We start from the raw sequence: 21060 nt of genomic DNA, 5'->3' as shown, positions 1-21060 counted from the left end.
CGCCGAACGGAGCCGGGCTCGCCCCATCGAAAACGAAACGCCGCTCCGCCCTCGCCCCGAGATGAAGGTCGATCTCTGACTGGGGCATCTCACTGGAGAGCAGCCAGAGGGGGCCAGGCTCCTCCACCTGGGCAGAGCGCCGCCCTCGCCCGGATACAGGAGGCGCCTCCTGAGCACTGCGTTTCAGTCCGCTAGGCATTTCGCACCAGTCCAAGAAATCATTTCCACCAGCATGCAAACAAAAGCTACAGAATTCAATTGTTACGAAAGCTGCAGAAGTCAAATATGCAGTCATTTCCTGTTTATTCTAATTTAAAACTAGCGAATACCTAAAAGTATAAAAACCTGAATATCCGAACTAATCCGATCGGTGGCCGATGTTTTCGCCGAATTAAGAGAAATTTGGACGCGATATGCCTTCTACAGCAATTCATCATTGCCTTTTTGCATTGGCGTGCTCCCACGACGCGGATGCCGTCGCCGGCGCGCGAACTTATGGGGCCTCGCGATGATCGCGCGGCGGCTCGATATAAGCGAGCGCCAGGGCGATTGCCGCTCCGAGCCCCGCGCAGATGAGAAAGGGCGCGAGCGGCGACAGCGCGAAGGCGAGCCCGCCACTCAGCGCGCCCGCGCCTTGCCCCAGCACATGCACGCTGGCGAGCCAGCCCGCGGCAGCGGCCTGCTCCCGCGGCGCGATCCGGCCGACGAGCCAGGCCGTATAGGCGGGCGTCGCAAGCGCGATGCCGCCGCCGGCAATCATGGCGCCCAGCATGACCACGATCACCGAAGGGGCGAAGCCCGCGCCGGCGCTGCCGAGAGCGAAGACGACCAGGCCGATGCGCAGGCTGCGCCGGAGTCCGCCCCTGAGGCGCGGCACCAGAACGAGCTGCACCACGATCATCGCCATAGCGACCAGCATGAAGGTCACGCCGCTCCAGCGGGCGGCGGCATGGGCGTCCAGTCCGAAGCGCGCCTGCAGGAAGAGGCCGAGCGTGATCTGAATCTGGCCGAGGCCGAGCGTCAGGGCGAAGCCGACCCCCAGCAAAGGCAAGACGGCGCGCGCCACATCCCAGCGGCGGGGAACCCGCTCCGCCCGCTGCTCGGCGGGCGCGATGTCCGGGCCGGCCAGCAAGGCGAGTGGCATGACCGTCATGACCGCGAGCGCTGGCAGCAAGCCCGCCGCACCGGGCAAGGTGACGAGCGGACCGACGACACGGCCGACGGACAGTCCGGCGCTCAATCGCGCCAGGGCGGCATGGCGCTTCTCCGGGCTGCTCATCCGCACGATCGCGGCCTGCGCCTGCGGCATCACGCCTGCGGCCGCGGCGCTGTAGGCGATGCGCGAACCGGCCAGCAGCGCGAAGGCGAGCATGGCGGGCATCGGTCCGGCGCTCAGCACGCCCAGGAAGGTGAGCTGCGCCCCGACCATCAGCCAGGCCAGCAGCCGGAAGCGGCTGCGCAGCCCATCTTCGCGGCAGCCCCAGACCGGCGCGGCGGCGAGGAAGGCCAGCGCACCGAGGAAACCGATCGCACCGATCGCCGGCGCATCGAGCCCCGTCGCCCCCGAGATGATCGGCACCAGCGCCAGCAACGCCGACTGGCCGAAGCCGACGGTCGCCGCCATGAGCGAGAGTCGAGTCACATCCCTGGCCGCCATTGCAAATCCCTCGAAGTGATCAATCCAAATCACGCCGATACATGCAATGTCTTCGATATCAAAACGAAATATACAATATAGATGAATTCTAATCTGAGAATTTATCAGCAATATCAAGCTGTATACCTCGACAATGAAGGTCGAACCATGATCGAAACCAAACCTAAAACCCTGGAGCTCGCCAGCCGCATCTCGGCGCGCGCACTTCTCCTGAGCCTGATGCGGGAATGGCAAGGCTGGTCCATCGGCAACGAGGATGGCAAATCCGCTGCGGATTCCCCTCCGCGCCAGGTTCTCAAGCTGCCGCTGGCCGGGCGCGAGATCCATGTCGCGCTCACCCATCTCTCGCAGGTCGGCGCCCATGGTCTGCGCCCGCCCTTCTACGAGATCGGGCCGGAAGGCGCGATGCGTGTCGTCCCCCTCCCCGAGCTATTGAACCTGATCACGGCAGAACCTGGCATCGCGGGCGCGGATGCCGACATACGAGGGCTCGTCTTCCTGCGTCGCGCGCTCGACAGCCTCGCCACTATCGAAGACGCCTTGCGCCATCCCTGCCTCGGCGAGGCGGTGTTCGCCGAACGCGACCCGAGCTTCATCGAGGCCGAGCAGGCCCTGCGCTTCGGCCATAATGTCCACCCGACGCCACGCAGCCGCGACCAGTTCACGCTGGAGGATACGCGCCGCTTCTCGCCCGAATACGGCCGGGGCTTCGCGCTGCATTGGTGGTCCGTCTCGCCGCGGATCGTGCTCCAGGGCAGCTCGCGCGGACAGGCTGCCCCGGAAATGGCTGCCGGCCTCGCCATCGACGATGCCGCCATGGAGCCGGCCGTTCGCCGGCAGGTGGAAGAGGGGCGCGTGCTGCTGCCCATGCATCCCTGGCAGGCCTCGCAGCTCATGCTCGATCCCGCGATCACGCGCCTGATCAAGACAGGCGAGATCCGCGCACTCGGCCCCGCAGGCTCGAACTGGTACGCCACCTCGTCCCTGCGCAGCATCCATGCACCGCATGCCGCCTGGATGCTGAAGATGTCGCTGAGCCTGCGCTTGACCAATTCGCAGCGCATCATCGAGCCCTATGAATGCGAGCGCGGGCTGGAGATCGACAAGCTCCTGGCAGGGCCCGTGGGACAGCGGATCGCCGCGCGGTTTCCGAGCTTCCAGGTCATAGGAGAGCCGGGCTATCTCGCCCTGCGCGACGAGACTGGCGCGACGCTGCGCTCGACCATCGTCGTCTTCCGCGACAACCCGTTCAGCGGCGTTCGCCAGCACAGCACAGCAGCGGTGCTGGCAGCGCTCTGCGAGATTGGCCCGGATGGGCGCAGCAGCGCGCTCGCGACCACCATCGGACGCATCGCGGCGTGCCAGCGCAGCGCCCCTGCCGCAACCGCGCTGGCCTGGTTTGAGCGCTTCCTGCACAACATCGCCGTCCCCCTGCTCGGCATCCAGGCGGATCACGGCCTGCTCTTCGGCGCGCATCAGCAGAACATCGTCGTCGGCCTCGATGATGGCTGGCCCGTTACGCTGCATTTCCGCGACTGCCAGGGCACCGGCTATGTCCGCGAATTCCTGCCGGAGCTTGCGGGACAGGCGCCGGATGTGCGGCTCGAAGCCGGGCATGTCTTCGACAGCGCCTATGCGGCCAGGCTCGCCGGCTACTACCTCATCGTAAACAGCGTCTTCTCGGTCATCGGCGCGCTCGCGCTTGCGGGTCTTGCCAGCGAGGAGCGCCTGCTCGCAGCGCTGCGCGCCGCGCTGGCGGCGCTCGCCGCGCAGCCGCTGCGCGACAGGACCTGCCTCGACTACCTCCTCTCCTCGCCAACCCTCCTCAGCAAGGGCAATTTCATGATCTGTTTCCGCAACATCAACGAGAACACCGATGTGACGGACCCGCTCGCCGGCTATGTCGAGCTGCCCAATCCGATCGCGGGGGCGCGGTCATGACCATCGCCCCCAGGATCGACACCGCCGCCGTGACCCCGTTGACGAAGCGGGCGACCAGCCGGCACTTCCCAGCGCGCGGCGAGACCGCGCTCGTCATCGAGGCCAGCGACAGCGCCAACGGCGTGCTGTTCACGGGGGACGCGGAGCGCGGGATCGGGGCACGGCTCACCGCTGCGGTGGATGCAGCCAGCGGCCGCCTCGACGTGACCCGGCCCAACGGCGACCATCCCGCCGATGCGGACGCGCTTGCGGCCCTGATCGAAGCGGCTTTCCAGAGCACCCCGTCGCTGTCGCGGCTGGAGCTGCCCGGCTATGCCCGCAAGCCCGCGATAATGGGGCTCTGCGTCGAGACCGGCCGGACGGCGGACGGCCTGGACTGCGCGGTGATCACCCGCAGCGTCTTCCAGCAGCTGCCGCTGCTCTGGCGGCAAGCCGGTGCGCATGCGGCCTATCCGGCGATCCGCTCCTCGCTCGGGCCGGCGGAGCGCCTGCCGGTGCTGCGGCCGGCGCAGCCGAACGGGCTGATTTACCGGCGCTGGATGCCACATCTGGGCATGACGCTCTCGCTGCGCACCATCGATCGCCGCCGCGACCTCGACCTGTTCCACCACTGGATGAACCAGCCGCGCGTCGCCTTCTTTTGGGAGCTGGCGCAATCACGCGAGGAGCTCGATCGCTACCTCGCAGAGCAGGAGGCGGATCCGCATATCTTCGGCGTTATCGGCAGCTTCGATGACGAGCCGGTCGGCTATTTCGAGTTCTACTGGGCTAGGGAAGACCGGCTCGGCCCGCATTACGAGGTGGAGGATTTCGACAGGGGCTGGCACGGCCTCATCGGAAATCCGCGTCATCTCGGCCGCGCCAAGACGCTGGCCTGGTTCCGCTCGCTCACGCATTATCTCTTCCTCGACGAGCCGCGCACCCAGCGCATCGTCGGAGAGCCTCGCGCCTCGCATCACAAGATGCTGAGCTATTGCGCCGACGCAGCCTATGACAAGGTCAAGGAGTTCGACTTCCCGCACAAGCGCGCGGCTCTCGTCTGCTGCGAGCGCGAGCGCTTCTTCCGGGAGATCGCGCTGTGAATCTCGGCCCCCTCCCCGGCGGCGGGCCGGTCGAGGCCCGGCTGTGGCGCGAGCTCAACCAGACCCTCATCGCCCGGGCGATCAGCGAGCTTAGCTTCGAAGAAGGGCTGAAGCCCGAACCACTGGACCAGCAGCACGAGCTCTGGACGCTGCGGCTCAGCGAGACGGTGAGCTATCGGTTCAAGGCGAAGCGGCGGATCTGGGGCAATCTCGCGATCGAGCCCCGGAGCCTGTCGCGCCATGACGGCGCGCTCGCGGCCGCGGCGGACGATGTCGCCAGCTTCATGATCGATGCCAGGGCGGTGCTGGAGATCGAGCCCGATACGCTCGCCATCTACATCCGGGAATTGTCGAGCACATTGTCCTCGGATGCCAGGGTCGCGGCCATCAACGCCGTGATCGGCGAGGACGAGCTGATTACCCTGCCCGACCATCTGCTGCAGCAATATCTCGACGGGCATCCGAAGGCGCCCGCCGCCAAGGGGCGCATCGGCTGGGGGCTCGGCGATGCCGAGGTCTATGCGCCGGAATTCCAGGCCGAGCTGCAACTCTTCTGGGTGGCGGCCGCACGCGATGCCTGCCAGATCTCGCATGATCCCACGATTTTGGAGGAGCACCTCCTCGCCGCCTCGCTCGATTCAACTGAGCGGCGCGGACTCGAAGAGGCCTGCCTGGAGGCCTGCCAGCGGCTCGACCTGGACCGCTCCCGCTACCTGCTCCTGCCCGTGCATCCCTGGCAGTGGGACAACATGGTCGCGCTGCAATTCGCCGGCGAGATCGCGGCCGGTCGGCTTCTGCCGCTCGGCTCCTTCGGCAGCGGTTACCTGCCGCAGCAATCCTTGCGGACGCTCGCCAATGCCAGTGCCCCGCGGGCGCTGCACCTCAAGCTCTCGCTCAGCATCCTCAACACCTCGGCCTGGCGCGGCGTGCCGGGCAAGTACATGGCGATCGGGCCGGCCTTTTCGACCTGGCTCGCGGAGAAGGCGGCGAGCGACCCGGCGCTCGCTCCAGCCACAGTGCTGCGCGAGCCGGCCGGCGCCTTCTATCCGCACCCGCTCTACGAGCGGATCGAGGGCGTGCCCTACCAGTTCCGCGAGATGCTCGGCGCGATCTGGCGCGAATCGGTCGAGACCCATCTGGAGCCCGGCCAGAACGCCATGATGCTGGGCGCGCTCACCAAGCTGACCTCGGCGGGGCGACCGATCGTGAGCGCGCTGATCGCCCGCTCCGGCCTGTCGCACGAGGTCTGGCTGGAGCGCTTCTTCGATGCAGTCGCCGTGCCGCTCTACCACTTCCTGTGCCGCTACGGCGTCGGCTTCATCGCCCATGGCCAGAACGTCACGCTGGTGCTGGAGCAATTCACGCCCAGGGGCGTCGCGCTGAAGGATCTGCAGGGCGACGCCGACCTCGTCGATCAGGACTTCCCGGAGGCGGACGATCTCGCTCCCGAGATCAGGGCGGTTCTGCAGCGCCGGCCCGCCGCGCATCTGCAGCAGCACCTCCAGACCGGCCATTTCACCAGCGTCCTGCGCTTCCTTTCGGATGCGCTGGAGACGCATGACCGTTTTCCGGAGCTGCGCTTCTATGCCTGCCTAGCCCGCAGCCTGCGGCGCTATCAGGCGGCTCATCCGGAACTGGCCGAGCGCTTTGCCCTGTTCGACCTGTTCACCGCCAAGGTGCCACGCATCTGCATCAACCGGGTGCGATTGGCCATCGGCTATGGCGACGCCAATCGCCGTCCGGTCCCGAGCCTCGGCAGCAATCTCGACAACCCCCTTCATCTCGCCGAGCGCTCCGAAACGGAGCAGCCGCGCAGCCCCGTCGGAGCCCAGCCATGATGACAAACCACCCGCTCGACCTGGCCGGCATCGGCATCGGGCCGTTCAACCTCAGCCTCGCAGCGCATCTCGACGCGGTCGAAGGGGTCGAGGTGCTGTTCTTCGAGCGCCGCAACGCGTTCGACTGGCACCCCGGCATGATGTTGCCGGATGTGACGCTGCAGACCTCCTTCCTCAAGGATCTGGTGAGCGCCACCCATCCGTCGAGCCCCTGGACCTTCCTCTCCTTCCTGGTGGCGAAGAAGCGCTTCTACGATTTCATGAACGCGGATTTCAGTGCGATTCCCCGGCGCGAATTCGCGCAATATCTCAGCTGGGCGGCGCAGGGGCTGCCGACCTTGCGTTTCGGCGCCGGCATCGACGCGGTCGACTTCGATGGCCGCAACTTCGTCCTGCGCAGCGGCAACCGGGAACAGCGCGCCCGCAACATCGCACTCGGTGTCGGGCTGAAGCCGGCCTTGCCGGCCTTCGCCGGCCGGCTGAGGGAGGACGACCATTTCCACTCCTCACAGGCGCGGTTCCGACTGGGCGCCTGCGCCGGCAAGCGCGTGGCGGTCATCGGGGGCGGCCAGAGCGGCGCCGAAATCCTGCTGCACCTGCTGAACCAGACTGACACTGCGCCGAGCCATGTCGCCTGGATCAGCCAGCGTCCCAATTTCCTCCCGCTCGACGAGACGCCCTTCACCAACGAGCTCTTCACGCCGCCTTATGTAGCAAGCTTCCGCGATCTGCCGGAGCCGCGTCGCCACGCTACCGTGGAGCGCGAGAAGCTCGCCGGTGACGGGGTGTCGAGCGAGACGCTCACCGCCATCTATCGCCGTCTCTACGTTCTGCGGCATCTGGAGCCATCGGGCCCGGAGGTCGAGCTCCTGCCGCATCGCGACGTCGTCAACGCCGAGCCGAGAGAGGGCGGCTACCAGCTCATCATGCGCAACGGCATGGACGGAATGATGGAGATCGGCCATGCGGAGATCGTCATTCTCGCGACTGGCTACCGCTACGAGCTGCCCGACTGTCTCGCTCCGCTGACTGGGCGCATCGTCATCGACCGCACGGGCCGCCCCGTGCCTGGCGCGGACTTCGCCATCGCCTGGGATGGCCCAAACGCGAACCGGATCTTTGCCCTGAATGCGGGCCTCATCAGCCATGGCATCGCCGAACCGCAGCTCAGCCTGATGGCCTGGCGCGGCGCGGTGATCGCCAATGCGCTGCTCGGCCGGTGCCAGTTCGATGTCGAGGTGCCGAATTCCATGGTGAACTGGCGCAGTCAGATGCACACAGATGCTCGCCTGGACACGGTGCGCTCGAATGGGCGGCTGTTCTCACCTTGAACGGCTGCGGGGATCGGATACGTCGCGCAGGGCGTCGCCGAGGAGGTTGAGCGCAAGCACCGTCGCCAGGATCGCGAGGCTCGGGAAAACGGCAAGCCACCAGGCATCGAGGATGTTCTCGAAGCCCTCGCGGATCATGCCGCCCCAGGTCGCAGCCGGCGGCGGCACACCGAGGCCGATGAAGCTAAGCGAAGCCTCGGTCCGGATCGCGGAAGCGAGCCAGAGCGAACTCATCACCACTACATCCGAAATCATGTTGGGCAGGATGTGGTGCGTCATGATCCGGAACGGGCCGCAGCCGTAAGAGCGGCTCGCCTCGACGAAATCGCGCTGACGCAGCGTGATCGTCGGAGCACGCGCGACGCGGGCGAAGGGCGCGACCTCCGTCACCGCGATCGCGATGATGAGGTTTTCCAGGCTGGCGCCCAGCATGGCCGCGATCATCAAGCCGAGCAGCAAAGTCGGGAAGGCGAGCAGCACGTCGAGGAAGCCCATGACGATCTGGTCGAAGATTCCGCCGATATAGCCGGCCAGCACGCCGATCGTCGTGCCGATCAGCATGGCGATCAGGATGGCGACGAAGCCGACGAAGAGCGAAATGCGCGCACCGTAGATCAACCGCGAGAGCACATCGCGGCCATAGCTGTCGGTGCCGAGCCAGAATTCCGCCGAGGGCGGCTCGAGCCGTACGATGATGTTCTGCTCCAGAGGATCATAGGGGGCGAGCCATGGTGCAAAGACCGCGGCGAGGACGATGAGCGTGAGCAGGACGAGCCCGACCCAGGCGAGCTTGTTCTGGGTGAAGGCGAGCCAGAGCCCGCCCGGCCGGATGTCGACGGTCGTGGTGGCAACTGCGCTCATGTGTATTTCACCCTCGGATCGACGAGGCCGTAGGCCAGATCGGTCAATGTGTTCACGATGATCACGCAGATGGCGAAGATGATCATCAGCCCCTGCAGCAGCGTGTAGTCACGGGCGTTGAGCGCCCCGATGATCAGCTTGCCTAGGCCCGGGCGGTTGAAGATGATCTCGGTCAGCACCGAATTGCCGATCAGCGTGCCGAAATAGAGCCCGACCACCGTGATGATCGGGATCAGGCTGTTGCGCAGCGCATGGGTCACGACGAGCTGGCCTGGGCCCACCCCCTTGGCGCGGGCGGTGCGGATATAATCCTCGGTCAGGACGCCGAGCATCGCGGCGCGGGTCACGCGCATCACATAGGCCGTCATGATGATGCCGAGATTGAGCGCCGGCAGTGCGAGCGCCCGCAGCCGCTCCGCGAGGTTCCCCGCGCCGCTGGTGTTGCCCAGCACCGGGAACCAGCCGAGCTGGATCGAGAAGACGATCAGCATCAGGATGCCGGAAACGAAGGCCGGGAAGGACAGGCCGACCAGCGAGACGACGCGCGAGACATAGTCGACCCAGCCATTGCGGCTGAGCGCGGCGGCGACGCCGAGCGGCAACCCGAAGACAAGGCCGATCGCGACTGCCGCAATGGTGAGCTCGATCGTCGAGGGCAGCACCAGCAGCACCTCCTGGATGACGCTGCGGCCGCTGCTCAAGGACTGGCCGAGATCGCCAGTCAGGACCTTGCCGAGGAAGGCGAGATACTGGACATGGACCGGCTGGTCGAGCCCGAGCTTTTCCCTGAGGGCCGCAAGCGAGGCTGCGCTCGCCTGATCGCCGAGGATCACGGAGGCGGCGTCGCCGGGCACGAGCCGGACCAGCACGAAGATCGCCGTCAGCATCAGGAACAGCGTCGGCACGGCGAGGAGCACGCGCCTGAAGACATAGCTCATCATGCCGCGACCCTTTCCTGCATCAGGCGCCGCGGCGCGAAGGCGGCGATCTCGCGCCGCGTCGTTCCCTCAACGACGAGATCCGTCAGGATCGCCCCGACGACAGGGACGAGCTGAAAGCCATGGCCGGAGAAACCGAAGGCATGGAACAGGCCGGGCGCATTCGGCGAGGCGCCGATGACCGGCAGGTGGTCGCGCGTTTGCGCTTCGATCCCGGTCCAGCAGCGGGCGATGCGCACGCCGCGCACGGCCGGGAAGAGGTCGCTCGCGGCCCGTGCACCCTTGGCGAGCTCGCTGAAGTTGACGCTGCTGCGCTCCCGGTCGAGATCGGCCGCGCCCTGCAAGCCGCCGCCGATCACCAGAGTGCCCTGGTCCGATTGCTTGAAGGAGAGCGCCCGGCCGACGACGCTAACGACGGGGGCGAGCAGCGGCGCGAGGCGCTCCGTTACGATCATCATTGAGGCCCTGACGCCAAGCGTAATCTCGTCGCCGAACAGGGCTGCGAGCCGGGCGGCCCAGGCGCCGGCCGCGTTGACGACGACGGGCGCGCGGAAGCGGCGCTGGCCGCAAACGAGCAGCCAGTCGTTTCCCTGCCGGTCGACCGCCTCGACGCCGCAGTCCTCGACGATGGCGACGTTCTCCGCTTCACAGGCGCGGCGGAAGGCGAGGATGGTGCGGTGTGGATCGGCGGCGCCGTCGCGCCGCGCCACCAGCGCGCCGACGCAATGCGGGCTCAAGGCCGGCACGAGGCGGCGCAGCTCGGCAGCGTCGATGATCTCTTCATGCGTGCAGCCCAGTGCGCGGATTTTCGCCTCGCGCTGGAGCAAGGCCGGCATGTGCTCCGCAGTCTCCGCGACGCGGAGCTGGCCATGGGCATGAAAGCCGCAAGGGTCGCCGACGATGTCCGCGATCTTGTGCCACATCGCCATCGCTTCGAGCGAGATCGGGATCTCGGCGATGTCGCGACCCAGCGTGCGCACGCCGGCTGCGGTGGCGCCGGAGGCGTGCCGGCCAGTCCAGCGCCGCTCGATCACCGCCACGCGCCGGCCGGCGCGGGCCAGATGCAGCGCCGCCGACAGGCCGTGCAAGCCGCCGCCCACGACCGCGACGTCGAATGCCTCAGTGCTCACGCCGCCGGCTCCCGCTCGTCGAGGCTTGCCAATTCGCCAAGACTTGCCAACTCGCCAAGCGTCACCGGCTTCAGCGGTGGGCGAATACGATAGAAACCGACCTCCTCGACCGGTCGGTTCTGCGCGGCCGCGACGATATGGGCCATGGTGTAGCCGCATTGCCGGCCCTGGCAGGGCCCCATGCCGGCACGGGTGAAGGCCTTGATCTGGTTGGGGCCAGGTCGCCCCTGCACGGCGCGGGCGCGCAATTCGCCGGCCGTGACCTCCTCGCAGCGGCAGACGAGCGTCTCGTCGGCCGGGGCGAAGACCTGCGGACGCGGTGCATAGAGCGCATCGAGGAAGGGCCGCAAGGCGAGCGCGCGGGCAAGCCTGCTCCGCTCCGACCGGGCGGCGGATTCGGCTTCGCCTTCGCCGAGTTTTCCGAGCCGGGCAGCGACGCGCAGTGCGGCGATCCGTCCGCGCGGTTCGGCTGCTTCGGCGCCGCCGATGCCGGCGCCGTCGCCCGCGACGAAGACATTCACTTGTGAGGTCTCGCCCCAACTGTCCAACTCAGGGACATAGCAGTGCTGGCCGGCATGCCAACTCACTGCGCAGCCGAGCGCGAGCGGGGCATGGATGTTCGGCACCACGCCCTCATGGACGAGCAGTACCTCCGCGGTCACCTCGCCTTCGCGGCCGTCCTGCGTCCGGTAATGCAGGCTTTCGAGGCGCCCTGCCCCCTCTGCGCGAAGCTCCGCGACATGGTGGATGATCGGGAACCCGGCCCGTTTAAGCGCGAGCGACCAGGACAGGCCCTTGGCGAGATCGGCGAGGCGGCCAAGGCCCTTCGGCAGATGCCGCAAAGCCGCGCCGATGCGCCCACGCGGGGTCGTATCGAGGAAGCCGGCGATCCGGCCGCCTGCTGCGAGCAGCTGCGTCATGTAGAGCAATGGCAGCGGCCCGCAACCAGCGATCCAGACAGGGCTCGTCGGGACGGAATCGGCTGTCTTCAGCAGAATCTGTGCGGCGCCGACGGTCAGCACGCCCGGCAGCGTCCAGCCGGGAAACGGCACTGGGCGTTCCTGTGCGCCGGTGGCGAGGATGACGGCTCGCGCGGTCACGCTACGCGCTTTGCCTTGCTGCGTCAGGAAGGCGCGAAAACCGGGCTCGATCTGCCAGAGCTGGCTTTCCGGCTCGTAGAGCGCGCCGCAGGAGCGGAACGCGGAGGCCCGATCCGCTCCAGCCCGGTATGACTCGCCAAGCCGCGCGAGGCGCGGCGTCGCGGCTACGGTCTCGATCGCGCGCCAGATCTGGCCGCCGGGCGCCGGCTGATCGTCGAGGACACGCACGGAGAGGCCGTGGCGGCGGGCGGTGACGGCAGCGGCCATGCCCGCGGGCCCTGCGCCGACGATCAGGAGATCGGTCTCGTTCACGTTCATGCCGACAGGCTCCTGGGGCCCTGCTGACGGGCGATGCGCATGCCGCTTCGAACCGGCGTCAGACAGCCTTGCACGGAGGCCAGGCCGTCGACCTCGACGAGGCATTCGAAACAGACGCCCATCATGCAATAGGGCGCGCGCGGACTCTCCGAGACCGGCGTTGTGCGGCACCAGGCTTCGGGCTGGCGCAGCAGCACCGCGGCGACGCTTTCGCCGAGTTCGGCGGGCACGGGACGCCCATCGATGAAGATCGTTATGGCTTGCGCCCCTGGATCATGCAGCTTGCGGAACATCGAAGCGTCTCTGGTGAAAGGGAGAAAGGTTTTCGGGCAGAGTACCGGCGGCGATGGCTCCCGCCAGTGTCTCGGCATGGAAGGCCGCGAGCGTCACGCCGGAATGGCAGAGCGCGACGAAGGCGCCGGGATGGCTGTGCGACTGCGCATAGATCGGATAGCCGTCGGGCGTCATGATCCTGAGGCCGGCCCACTGCCTGACGAGGCGGACCTGGGCCAGCGCAGGGACGATCTCGACCGTCTTGCGGCTCAGCCCGGCGGCGGCTTCCGCCGTCGTCGAAACATCGAAGCCCGGGTGATCCTTGGTTGCGCCGATCATCACCGTGCCCTCGCCGGTTTGGCGCAAGCCGCTCGCCGGCAGCGGCAGGAAGGGAGCCAGCCGCTCGGTGACGAGCACCTGTCCGCGTTCGGGACGCAGGGGCACCTCAAGCCCGACCTGCCGGGCCAATGGGGGGGAGCCGAGCCCGGCCGCGATGACGATGCGGGGCGCGATCAATGCCTCGTCGTCGAGGATCAGGCGAAAATCGCGGCCCACCGGTTCGATACGCTCGACGCGCGCCCGATGGCGGATGCTGCCGCCATGGCGCAGGAGCGCTCCGTGCAGAGCGGCCAGCAGCCGCAACGGATTGGCGTGCCCATCATGTCGACCGAAGCTCGCCCCCGTCACCTTGGGGCCGAGGGTGACCTTAGGCAGCAAATGCTCCAGCGCCGAACGATCGAGCATCTCCCAATCCGGCGCGCCCTCGCCGCGCTGGTTGTGCAGTCGCATCAGGTCGTGCCGTCGCTGCTCGAAGCCCTTCTCTCCCAGGCAGAAAGCGAGGCCGCCATTCTGCTCATAGGCGAGGTCGATCTTCGTTTCGGCCTCGATTTCGTTGGTGAAGCCGCGCCACAATGCGATGCTGTCATGGGTCAAGGCCTGATAGGCCGGCATGCCGAGCCCCTTGCCCTGCAGCCAGACGAGCCCGAAATTCGCGCGGGCTGCGCGGAAGTCGCCGTCGTCGCCGTCGAGCAGCAGTACCTGCTGCTGCTTCTTGGCGAGGCCATACGCGATCGCCGCGCCGACCGTGCCCCCTCCGATGACGATGATGTCCGGCCGCATGTGAATTTCCCTTGCCGGCTTTGACGTTAGGAAGCCTTATTGTATTTCGTCAAAGTCGTTTTTCTCTCGATGCTATTCTCCAGGGTTATGCAATGGCGCGACGGCTCAATCTTCGGCAGGTCGAGGCCTTCAAGGCTGTGATCGAATACGGCACGGTCAGCCGCGCAGCCGAGATGATGAACATCTCGCAGCCGGCCATGAGCAAGCTGATCGCCCATCTGGAGGAGGACACGGCTCTGCAGCTATTCGACCGCGTGAAGGGACGGCTCGTGCTGACCCGGCGCGGGATGCGGCTCTATGAGGAGATCGACCGGATCTTCGCCGGCGTGCGCCAGGTCGAGAATGCCGTCGAGGCGATCCGCCGCGACGAGCAGAGCCGCCTGCTGATCGGCGTCATGCCGGCGCTCTCGGGCGCCTTCATAAGGGAGGCGACCACGCGCTTTCTCGCCCGCCAGCCGGGTGTGCTCTGCTCGGTGCAGTCGCGCAGCTCGCAGTGGATCGCCGACGGGCTCGTGACCCGAAAGCTCGACGTCGGATTCACCGTCTCGCCGATCGACAATCCGTACATCGTCTCCGAGCCGCTGATGGCTCATCCACTCGTCTGCATCCTGCCGCTGGACCATCCGCTGACGGAAAAGAGCGTGATCACCCCCCATGATCTCGACGGAACCGCCTTCATCTCATTCGATCCGGAGAGTTTTACGAGCCGGCGTATCGGGCAGGTTTTCGAGGCACACGGAGTAGCACCCGAGATCGTCATGGTCGTGAGCATTTCGCCGACCCTGTGCGAGTTCGTGGCCGCCGGCATCGGGGTATCCTTGGTTCATCCGTCGGCCGTCGGGGGCTTGCGGGGCAAGGTGGCGATACGAGGCTTTGAGCCGGCCGTTCAGCTCGACTTCCAGCTCTGCCGCATCCGTGACAGCCGCAACGCCCGGCTCGTCGATGCCTTCCTGGACGGCGCACGCGAAGCCGCTGCCGAGATTTCGCGAACGATCCTCAGCCCAGGCTGAGCCGGATCGTCGCGAAGGCATCCAGCAGTGGAGCATGGTCGCCAGCTCGCAACCGGCTGGAGGCGGCGAGCAACTGCTCCTGCTGCGCGGGCGTCGCAACGAAGCGGCTGGCTTTCCGGAGCTTTTCTTCGAGATCGAGCCATGATGGGGGCGCGGAAGCCTCGCCGCGCGGCGCGGTGACGGGCGAGACGAATTCGCGCCCGCCGACACGGATGGTGACGCGCGACAGCGTCTCGGTGGGAAAACGCGCGTCGAGCTCGGGGGCGAGGCGCAGCGAGATCTTCTCCGCGAGGGCGACGATGTCGGACCGGTCGAGGGCGGCTTCTGCCAGCGGCAGCAAGGCGTCCGGTCCGTCTATCGCGACAAGGCCGAGGCAGTAGGGAATAGAGAACTGGATATCGGTGAAGCCCTGGGGACGCGGCCGATTGGCGAGGCGCAGGGCACCGCTATAGGTCGCGACCTCGATCCCTTCGATCGCTTGCGGATCGATATGATGCTGGGCGAGCAGGCCGAGCAACGCTTCGACCGGCGCATGGACATGCCGGCAGCAGGCGTGGAACTTCATGTAGTTGCGGGCGACATAGCCCTGCCCGCCGAGGCCACCGGCCAGTCCGTCCAGGCGGAAATGCTCCTCATTGTCGAGCAGGCCGAGCGGCCCGGTATGGCCGGCCTCGGCGAGCAGGAGCGCATTGACCGCCGTCAGGCTCGACCAGGGTATGCCTTCCTTGACGTCGCTGCCTTCCTGCGCGCGAAAGGCAGGCCCGGCCCCGGCATGGAGCTGGTTGGGAGCGCTCATGCCGGCGATGGCGAAGGCGTGGGCCAGTTGCTCCGGGGGCGTGCGCCTGAGAGATCCGAGCGCCGCGACCACGCCATAGCCCGACCACATGCCGGTATTGGCGTAAAAGTGCCGCGCAGCCCCGACAGCAACACCGACCTCGTAGCCGATGACGATCGCCTGCAGCAGGTCCTCTGTCGTCGCGTCCATCTCCTGCGCGGCGGCGAAGGCTGCTGGGATGACGGCCGCACCGGGATGGCCGCGCGCTAAGCGGTGGCCGTCATCAAGATCGAGCGCGGCCGCAGCGGCGGCGTTGCACCAGACCACAGCGGCAAGGCCGGCCGTCTGCCCGGAGAACCAGACCGGAAGCGCACCGCCCGCCATCGTCATCCGCGCCACCTGGCGAACCGCTCGCGGTCCGGGCGCGGCGATCCCGGCGGCGGCCGCAGTGACGAGGTCGAGGACGCTGCGGCAAGCGGCCTCGCGCAGCTCGTCCGTCAGCGGTTGCCTGCTGGCAGTGGCGACGTAGCCCGCCAGTTGGCGCGATATCTCCACGGCCAACGCCCCATCCTTCATTGCCGCCGCCCTCAGCGCGGCTTCAGCGTCGTGGCCTCGGTGATCGGCGGCGCGAGGTTCAGCGCACCCTTCAGCTCGTAGCCGAAATCGAGTCGGTCGCTGCGGGCCCAGACCTGACGCAGTTCGAACAGGGGAATGGCGCAGACATTCTCCATGATCTTCCGCTGCGCCTCCTTCCAGAGGGCTTTCTGGGCTTCGGCGTCGGGTTCGATGCGGGCCTGCTCGATCTCCTTGTCGGCCACGGCGCAATGCGAGAAATTCGTCGCGGCGGTCGGCGTGCCGACGGTCGCGCGTGAGTGGAAGAACTCGCTGAGATAGGTATCGGCTATGGGGAAGCGCGCCGCGCCGTAGAAAACGAGAGCGCTCAGATCCTTGCGGGTCTGGCTCTGATAGGTCGCGTGGTCGACGACCTGCATCTCGAGCTTGATCCCGGCCTTGGCGAGCTGCGCCTGCATGATCTCCATGAAGGGCTGCTGCGCCGAGATATTGGAGACGATGGCCTTGATCGTGATGCCGTCCTTGTGGCCGGATTCGGCCAGCAGCGCCTTCGCCTTGGCGAGATCGAAGCTGTAGCGGACCGAGCAGTCCTCCCCGAGATAGCCCGGCGGAACGACGGAACAGCCCTTGGGACCGACATCCTTGCCGACATAGCGCACGAGGTCGTCGACATTGATCGCGGCCGCGATGGCGCGGCGCACGCGGATATCGTCGAGCGGCGGCATGCTCTGGTTGATATGCAGGAGCCGGTACTCGCCCGGCCGAAAGATCTCGACATTGAAGCCGGGCCGGCGGCGGGCGGCATCGACCCAGCGCTGCTCGCGCTTGCCATACATCAGGTCGATTTCGCCGGAGGTGAAGGCGAGTTCGCGGGCGCTGTCGGAAGGGATCACGCGCACCATGATCGTGTCGATCTTCGGCTTGCCGCGGAAATAGCCGGGATGAGCCGTGAGCTTCACATATTGCTGCGTCACCTGCTCGACGAAGGCGAAGGGGCCGGTGCCGACGGGCTTGCTACCGAACTTGTCGCCCAGTTCCTCCGCCGCCTTGCGGCTGACGATGTTGCCGCCGTGATAGTTGGAGACGCGGCCGAGAAAATTGACATCGGCATATTTCAGCGTGATGCGGACGGTAAGATCGTCGACCTTCTCCACCCTCTCGACTGCCGAGAAATCCGAGGAGAAGGTCGAGCGTTTGGGATCGGCCGAGCGTTGCAAGGAATAGACGACGTCGTCGGCGCTGAGCGTGCCCCAGTCACCTTGGAACTTCACGCCCTGGCGCAGATGGAAGGTCCAGGTCTTTCCGTCGGCGGAGGTGTCCCAGCGTTCGGCGAGATCGGGTTCGAGGTCCTTCGGGTCGGCGCTGCCCGGCTTGAAGCGGACGAGGCCGTTATAGATCCAACCGACCAGCGTCTTGTCGCTGGTGGCGCTGGCGCGATGGGCGTCGAGCGTCGAGACATCGCCATCGCCGGCGACACGCAGCAAGCTTTCCTGGGCCGAGCTTGCACCCGGCAGGCAGGCGACCAGAATCAGGCTCGCGAGCCCCAAGACAGACGGCTTCATCGTTCGATCCCCTCGTTTTCCGTTATTTGGACGGAATAGTGGGGGCGACTATCCCAAGCTGTCCAAGTCGAAATCAGGGATGGATTATTCCGCAGGGTTATAGCAACGGGGCAAGCAGCTTAAGGCTGTGCCTCGCCCATGCTCCGCAGCGGGATCGTCTCGAGGCCGGGGTGATGCCGGCCTTCGCTGCGGACCGAGAGAACGCCGTCCTTGATCGAGAAGCTCCTGAGCAGGCCGCTGCCGTCGTGCCAGCCGGTGGTCTCGCCATCATCTTCGTAAAGCTCGCCGCGCGCGTCCGTATCTGCGCCGAAGGCAAGCAGCTCCCGCACCGGGCTCAACCGCTCGGCATCGCCGACTGGAATGATGGCGCCGGCACGAACGAAGATCGGCAGGCGCCCAAGCGGTGCTTCGACGCTGACCACGCCACCGCCGCGATAATGCTGGCCGCCATGCCAGTCATACCAGCCGCCGGGATGGCTGGGCAGGCTGACCTCGCGCTGTGTCGCGCCCTCCTCCAGCACCGGCGCGACCAGGATGTCGGGGCCGAGCATGAAGGCGTCATCGATACCGCGCACTGCCGGATCATCGGGGAAATCGTAGAAGAGCGGGCGCACGGCGGGCTCGTTGTCGCGGCTGGCGCGCCACATCTGGGTATAGAGATAAGGCATCAGCCGGTAGCGCAGGCCAATCGCCTCGCGCACCTGCGGGACCACCTGCGGATACATCCAGGGCAGGTTGACGACACCGTCATCGTTCCAGGAGTTCATCACCATGCGCGGCCAGAGCGCGCAGAACTCGTTGAAGCGCACGAACAGCTCGGGACCGGGCGTCGGCCCGTGGAAGCCGCCGACGTCATGGCCGATGCTGAACATGCCCGACAGGCTCATATTGAGCCCCTGGGTGAGATTGTAGCGCAGCGTCTTCCAGGCGGTCTCGTTGTCGCCGGACCAGGTCTGGCTGTAGCGGGCAATACCGGCGCCGCCGCCGCGCGTCACCGAATATTGCCGCTTGCCGGGCTCGCGCGCGGCTTGCGCCTCGTAGGAGAGCTTGGTCATCAGCAGCGCATGAGCCGGGCGGGCCAGGGCCTGCCGGAATGGGCGGCCATCGCCATGGCAAAGCGCGTCCTCATCCCAGATCTCGTATTCGTTGTTGTCGTTCCAGACGGTGGTGAAGCCGTAATCGAGCAGCGCGGTCTCGATGCCATTGCGCCACCAGGCTCGTCCGGCAGGATTGGTGAAGTCGATGTGGAAGCCGAGGCCATCCCAGAACTGCGCGACCGCCGGCTCCCCGGTCTTGCCGTCCTTCACCAGTATGCCCTGGTCCAGCGCTTCCTGGAGCCGTGGATGGTCGTCAAGCAGGCAGGGTTTTAGATTGGCGACCGGCTGCAGGCCCGCCTGTTTCAGCCGCGCCATCGTCGCGGCGGGATCGGGAAACTTGTCGCGGTTCCAGTTGAAGGCGTAGCGGCGATGGCCGATCTGCGTGTAGCCCGAGCCGAAATGGAAGCTGTCGCAGGGAATGCGGTGTGTCTCGCATTTGCCGATGAAATCGCTGATGCGGGCATCGGCATCAGGCGCATCGGCGATCGCCATGGACGTCACGCCGAAGCCGAAGGACCAGCGCGGCGCAAAGGCCTGCCCGCCGGTGAGCCAGGAGAAGCGGCGCGTCACCGCCGGCACGGTCGGGCCGGCCAGGACATAATAGTCGAGGTCGCCATCGTCGCCGCGCCAGGAGCGGAACAGGCCGTGATAATTATCGAGCGTGCAGCCGAGATCAACAGAGCCGGTGGCGAGGTTGTCGTAGAACACGCCATGGGCGCCCTGCGGGCCGTCGACGATGAAGAAGGGCAGCATCTTGTAGAGCGGGTCGCTGAGCTCGGCATCAAAACCGCAAGGGTCGACAGCATCGATGGCGAAGCGTCGGCCGGTGCGGTCGAGCGGGCCGGCCTTGTCGCCGAGGCCATAATGCCGCTCGTGATAATCGCGCGCCATGTAATGCGCGACGGCGCCGGTGCGAGGCGACGCGAGATAGGCCTGGGTCGGCCGGTCGCGCAGGAACGGGGTCTCCTCGCCGTCGCGGCACCAGGCAATGCCGAAGGGCTCGAGCGTGATCTCGGCGGAAAGGCTGCCGGCTGAGAGCACCACCCTGCCCTCGCCCTCTGTGACGCTGGCCTGAGGGTTCGCGAAGCCGGACAGATCGTCGCGTTGGCGCCCTTCATAGGACGGCTCCAGCCCTCCGGGCGCGATCGACCAGCCGCGGTCGAGCCGATAGCCGTCCTGCGGCTTCAATGTGACCCGGCCGATATCGCCTTCGAGAATGCGAACGGCGATGGTGTTGCCGAGTCCGACATCGAACAGGGCGGCTTCTCCATCGCGGCCGATATAGCGGCCTAGCGTCAGGGCTTTCATCGCGGGGCTCCAGAAGGACAGATATGAGCAGGTATGAGAATGAGGGTTTGCGCGGCGGCGTTCAGGCTCGGTCGGGCCGCAGAGCTTTGCCGGCCGCGTCGAACAGATGCAGATGCGCCGGCGCGAAACGCAGGGCGACGCGGTCGCCACGACCATGGCTCGTCTGCCCGTCCAGCCGCACGGTGATCTGGGGCAGCCCGGGAGCGGAGCCGTACAGATAGCTCTCCCCGCCGAGCCGCTCGACGAGCTCGACCGTCATGGCGAGACCCGCCTCGCCCTCCCCCGCAAGAGCGATGTGCTCCGGCCTGATGCCAAGGGTCACGGAGGTTCCAGCCGGGAGCGCGGTTTCGCGACCCAGCTCCACCTCTTGCCCCGCCTCCCCCAGCGCGACGGCTCCCTGTCCTGCGGCGCGGGCTGGCAACAGGTTCATGCGCGGCGAGCCGATGAAGCCGGCGACGAAGAGGTTGTCAGGACTGTTGTAGAGCTCGAGCGGGGTGCCGATCTGCTCGATGCGTCCGCTTTGGAGCACGACGATACGGTCGGCCAGCGTCATCGCCTCGACCTGATCATGGGTGACATAGATCATCGTGCCGCCGAGTTCGGCATGCAGGCCGGCGAGTTCCTTGCGGGTGGCGACGCGCAATTCGGCGTCGAGATTCGACAAGGGCTCGTCGAACAGGAAGATTTTCGGATCGCGCACGATGGCGCGGCCGATGGCGACGCGCTGCCGCTGCCCGCCCGAGAGCGCCTTGGGCTTGCGCTCGAGATAGTCGGTCAGGCGCAGCATAGCCGCGGCGCGACGCACCCTGGCATCGATCTCGGGCGCCTTCAGGCCCATATTCTCGAGCGCGAAGGCCATGTTCTTGTAGACGCTCATATGCGGATAGAGCGCATAGGACTGGAACACCATCGCAAGCCCGCGCTCGGAGGCCGGCCGCCCGGTGACGTCGGCGCCGTCGATCGCGATCGACCCCGTCGTGACCTCTTCCAGCCCGGCGATGATGCGCAGCAAGGTCGACTTGCCGCAGCCGGACGGGCCGACGAAGACGACGAATTCGCCATCCGCGACATGCAGGTCGACAGCATGGATCACGGTGGTCGCGCCGAAGGATTTGGTGATGCCGCTGAGCGTCAGTTCAGCCATTGA

At 66.8% G+C, this 21060-nt stretch carries 16 protein-coding genes; 5 read left to right on the top strand and 11 right to left on the bottom strand.

Annotated elements, in window-relative coordinates:
* Positions 1 to 493 precede the first annotated feature (493 nt).
* Positions 494 to 1624: an MFS transporter gene (locus tag BMZ97_RS03695; protein ID WP_244546220.1), complete on the bottom strand. Its 1131-nt coding sequence runs from the start codon at positions 1622 to 1624 to the stop codon at positions 494 to 496.
* A gap of 180 nt (positions 1625 to 1804) precedes the next feature.
* Between BMZ97_RS03695 and BMZ97_RS03690 the strand changes: the two genes are divergently transcribed.
* From BMZ97_RS03690 to BMZ97_RS03675, 4 genes are read left to right on the top strand one after another with little or no spacing between them, the layout of a single operon-like run.
* Entirely contained in the window at positions 1805 to 3598 is a 1794-nt protein-coding gene (locus BMZ97_RS03690; protein WP_092165581.1) for an IucA/IucC family protein, read from the top strand.
* Positions 3595 to 4680, top strand: a complete 1086-nt coding sequence (locus BMZ97_RS03685; protein ID WP_092165579.1) for a GNAT family N-acetyltransferase — start codon at positions 3595 to 3597, stop codon at positions 4678 to 4680. Before BMZ97_RS03690 ends, BMZ97_RS03685 begins: the two co-directional genes overlap by 4 nt.
* Positions 4677 to 6518: an IucA/IucC family protein gene (locus BMZ97_RS03680; RefSeq protein WP_092165577.1), complete on the top strand. Its 1842-nt coding sequence runs from the start codon at positions 4677 to 4679 to the stop codon at positions 6516 to 6518. Before BMZ97_RS03685 ends, BMZ97_RS03680 begins: the two co-directional genes overlap by 4 nt.
* Positions 6518 to 7849, top strand: coding sequence for a lysine N(6)-hydroxylase/L-ornithine N(5)-oxygenase family protein (locus BMZ97_RS03675; RefSeq protein WP_092166591.1), 1332 nt, complete (start codon positions 6518 to 6520; stop codon positions 7847 to 7849). The genes BMZ97_RS03680 and BMZ97_RS03675 overlap by 1 nt, the downstream gene beginning before the upstream one ends.
* Here the strand turns inward: BMZ97_RS03675 and BMZ97_RS03670 are convergent.
* The 6 genes from BMZ97_RS03670 to BMZ97_RS03645 are packed head-to-tail and all read right to left on the bottom strand — an operon-like array spanning position 7841 to position 13588.
* Positions 7841 to 8710, bottom strand: coding sequence for an ABC transporter permease (locus tag BMZ97_RS03670; RefSeq protein ID WP_092165575.1), 870 nt, complete (start codon positions 8708 to 8710; stop codon positions 7841 to 7843). The two genes, BMZ97_RS03675 and BMZ97_RS03670, sit on opposite strands and share 9 nt — an antisense overlap.
* Entirely contained in the window at positions 8707 to 9651 is a 945-nt protein-coding gene (locus BMZ97_RS03665) for an ABC transporter permease (RefSeq protein ID WP_092165573.1), read from the bottom strand. Before BMZ97_RS03665 ends, BMZ97_RS03670 begins: the two co-directional genes overlap by 4 nt.
* Positions 9648 to 10778 (bottom strand): NAD(P)/FAD-dependent oxidoreductase, encoded by a 1131-nt coding sequence (locus BMZ97_RS03660; protein WP_092165571.1) that lies wholly within the window; start codon positions 10776 to 10778, stop codon positions 9648 to 9650. Before BMZ97_RS03660 ends, BMZ97_RS03665 begins: the two co-directional genes overlap by 4 nt.
* Positions 10775 to 12196 carry an NAD(P)/FAD-dependent oxidoreductase gene (locus BMZ97_RS03655; protein WP_092165569.1) on the bottom strand — a complete coding sequence of 474 codons (1422 nt, stop codon included), beginning with the start codon at positions 12194 to 12196 and terminating at the stop codon, positions 10775 to 10777. Before BMZ97_RS03655 ends, BMZ97_RS03660 begins: the two co-directional genes overlap by 4 nt.
* Positions 12193 to 12489: a (2Fe-2S)-binding protein gene (locus BMZ97_RS03650; RefSeq protein ID WP_092165567.1), complete on the bottom strand. Its 297-nt coding sequence runs from the start codon at positions 12487 to 12489 to the stop codon at positions 12193 to 12195. Before BMZ97_RS03650 ends, BMZ97_RS03655 begins: the two co-directional genes overlap by 4 nt.
* A complete protein-coding gene (locus tag BMZ97_RS03645; RefSeq protein WP_092165565.1) occupies positions 12470 to 13588 on the bottom strand; it encodes an NAD(P)/FAD-dependent oxidoreductase in 1119 nt (372 codons plus the stop codon). Before BMZ97_RS03645 ends, BMZ97_RS03650 begins: the two co-directional genes overlap by 20 nt.
* Before the next feature lie 92 nt (positions 13589 to 13680).
* Between BMZ97_RS03645 and BMZ97_RS03640 the strand changes: the two genes are divergently transcribed.
* Entirely contained in the window at positions 13681 to 14598 is a 918-nt protein-coding gene (locus BMZ97_RS03640) for a LysR substrate-binding domain-containing protein (protein ID WP_092165563.1), read from the top strand.
* Here BMZ97_RS03640 and BMZ97_RS03635 read toward each other — a convergent pair.
* From BMZ97_RS03635 to ugpC, 4 genes are all read right to left on the bottom strand, one after another.
* The gene (locus BMZ97_RS03635) at positions 14585 to 15928 is read right to left on the bottom strand and encodes an MmgE/PrpD family protein (protein WP_092166590.1); all 1344 of its coding nucleotides are present in this window, start codon (positions 15926 to 15928) and stop codon (positions 14585 to 14587) included. The two genes, BMZ97_RS03640 and BMZ97_RS03635, sit on opposite strands and share 14 nt — an antisense overlap.
* 32 nt (positions 15929 to 15960) lie before the next feature.
* Positions 15961 to 17508: an ABC transporter substrate-binding protein gene (locus BMZ97_RS03630; RefSeq protein WP_092165561.1), complete on the bottom strand. Its 1548-nt coding sequence runs from the start codon at positions 17506 to 17508 to the stop codon at positions 15961 to 15963.
* A gap of 119 nt (positions 17509 to 17627) precedes the next feature.
* Positions 17628 to 19913 carry a glycoside hydrolase family 31 protein gene (locus tag BMZ97_RS03625; RefSeq protein WP_092165559.1) on the bottom strand — a complete coding sequence of 762 codons (2286 nt, stop codon included), beginning with the start codon at positions 19911 to 19913 and terminating at the stop codon, positions 17628 to 17630.
* A gap of 61 nt (positions 19914 to 19974) precedes the next feature.
* Positions 19975 to 21057 (bottom strand): ABC transporter ATP-binding protein, encoded by a 1083-nt coding sequence (ugpC, locus tag BMZ97_RS03620; protein WP_092165557.1) that lies wholly within the window; start codon positions 21055 to 21057, stop codon positions 19975 to 19977.
* Between the last annotated feature and the right edge of the window lie 3 nt (positions 21058 to 21060).

It is taken from the genome of Allobosea sp. OK403, from assembly GCF_900113835.1.
Lineage (GTDB): Bacteria > Pseudomonadota > Alphaproteobacteria > Rhizobiales > Beijerinckiaceae > Allobosea.
Note: the sequence above shows the minus strand (reverse complement) of the source record. Positions and strands in the feature narration are given on the sequence as shown.

What these genes read in the sequence shown, in the direction of transcription:
- BMZ97_RS03695 (WP_244546220.1), bottom strand. Translation starts at nt 1,624, where the DNA reads ATGGCGGCGACCGTCGGCTTCGGCCAGTCGGCGTTGCTGGCGCTGGTG.
- BMZ97_RS03690 (WP_092165581.1), top strand. Translation starts at nt 1,805, where the DNA reads ATGATCGAAACCAAACCTAAAACCCTGGAGCTCGCCAGCCGCATCTCG.
- BMZ97_RS03685 (WP_092165579.1), top strand. Translation starts at nt 3,595, where the DNA reads ATGACCATCGCCCCCAGGATCGACACCGCCGCCGTGACCCCGTTGACG.
- BMZ97_RS03675 (WP_092166591.1), top strand. Translation starts at nt 6,518, where the DNA reads ATGACAAACCACCCGCTCGACCTGGCCGGCATCGGCATCGGGCCGTTC.
- BMZ97_RS03670 (WP_092165575.1), bottom strand. Translation starts at nt 8,710, where the DNA reads ATGAGCGCAGTTGCCACCACGACCGTCGACATCCGGCCGGGCGGGCTC.
- BMZ97_RS03665 (WP_092165573.1), bottom strand. Translation starts at nt 9,651, where the DNA reads ATGATGAGCTATGTCTTCAGGCGCGTGCTCCTCGCCGTGCCGACGCTG.
- BMZ97_RS03655 (WP_092165569.1), bottom strand. Translation starts at nt 12,196, where the DNA reads ATGAACGTGAACGAGACCGATCTCCTGATCGTCGGCGCAGGGCCCGCG.
- BMZ97_RS03650 (WP_092165567.1), bottom strand. Translation starts at nt 12,489, where the DNA reads ATGTTCCGCAAGCTGCATGATCCAGGGGCGCAAGCCATAACGATCTTC.
- BMZ97_RS03645 (WP_092165565.1), bottom strand. Translation starts at nt 13,588, where the DNA reads ATGCGGCCGGACATCATCGTCATCGGAGGGGGCACGGTCGGCGCGGCG.
- BMZ97_RS03640 (WP_092165563.1), top strand. Translation starts at nt 13,681, where the DNA reads ATGGCGCGACGGCTCAATCTTCGGCAGGTCGAGGCCTTCAAGGCTGTG.
- BMZ97_RS03630 (WP_092165561.1), bottom strand. Translation starts at nt 17,508, where the DNA reads ATGAAGCCGTCTGTCTTGGGGCTCGCGAGCCTGATTCTGGTCGCCTGC.
- BMZ97_RS03625 (WP_092165559.1), bottom strand. Translation starts at nt 19,913, where the DNA reads ATGAAAGCCCTGACGCTAGGCCGCTATATCGGCCGCGATGGAGAAGCC.
- ugpC (WP_092165557.1), bottom strand. Translation starts at nt 21,057, where the DNA reads ATGGCTGAACTGACGCTCAGCGGCATCACCAAATCCTTCGGCGCGACC.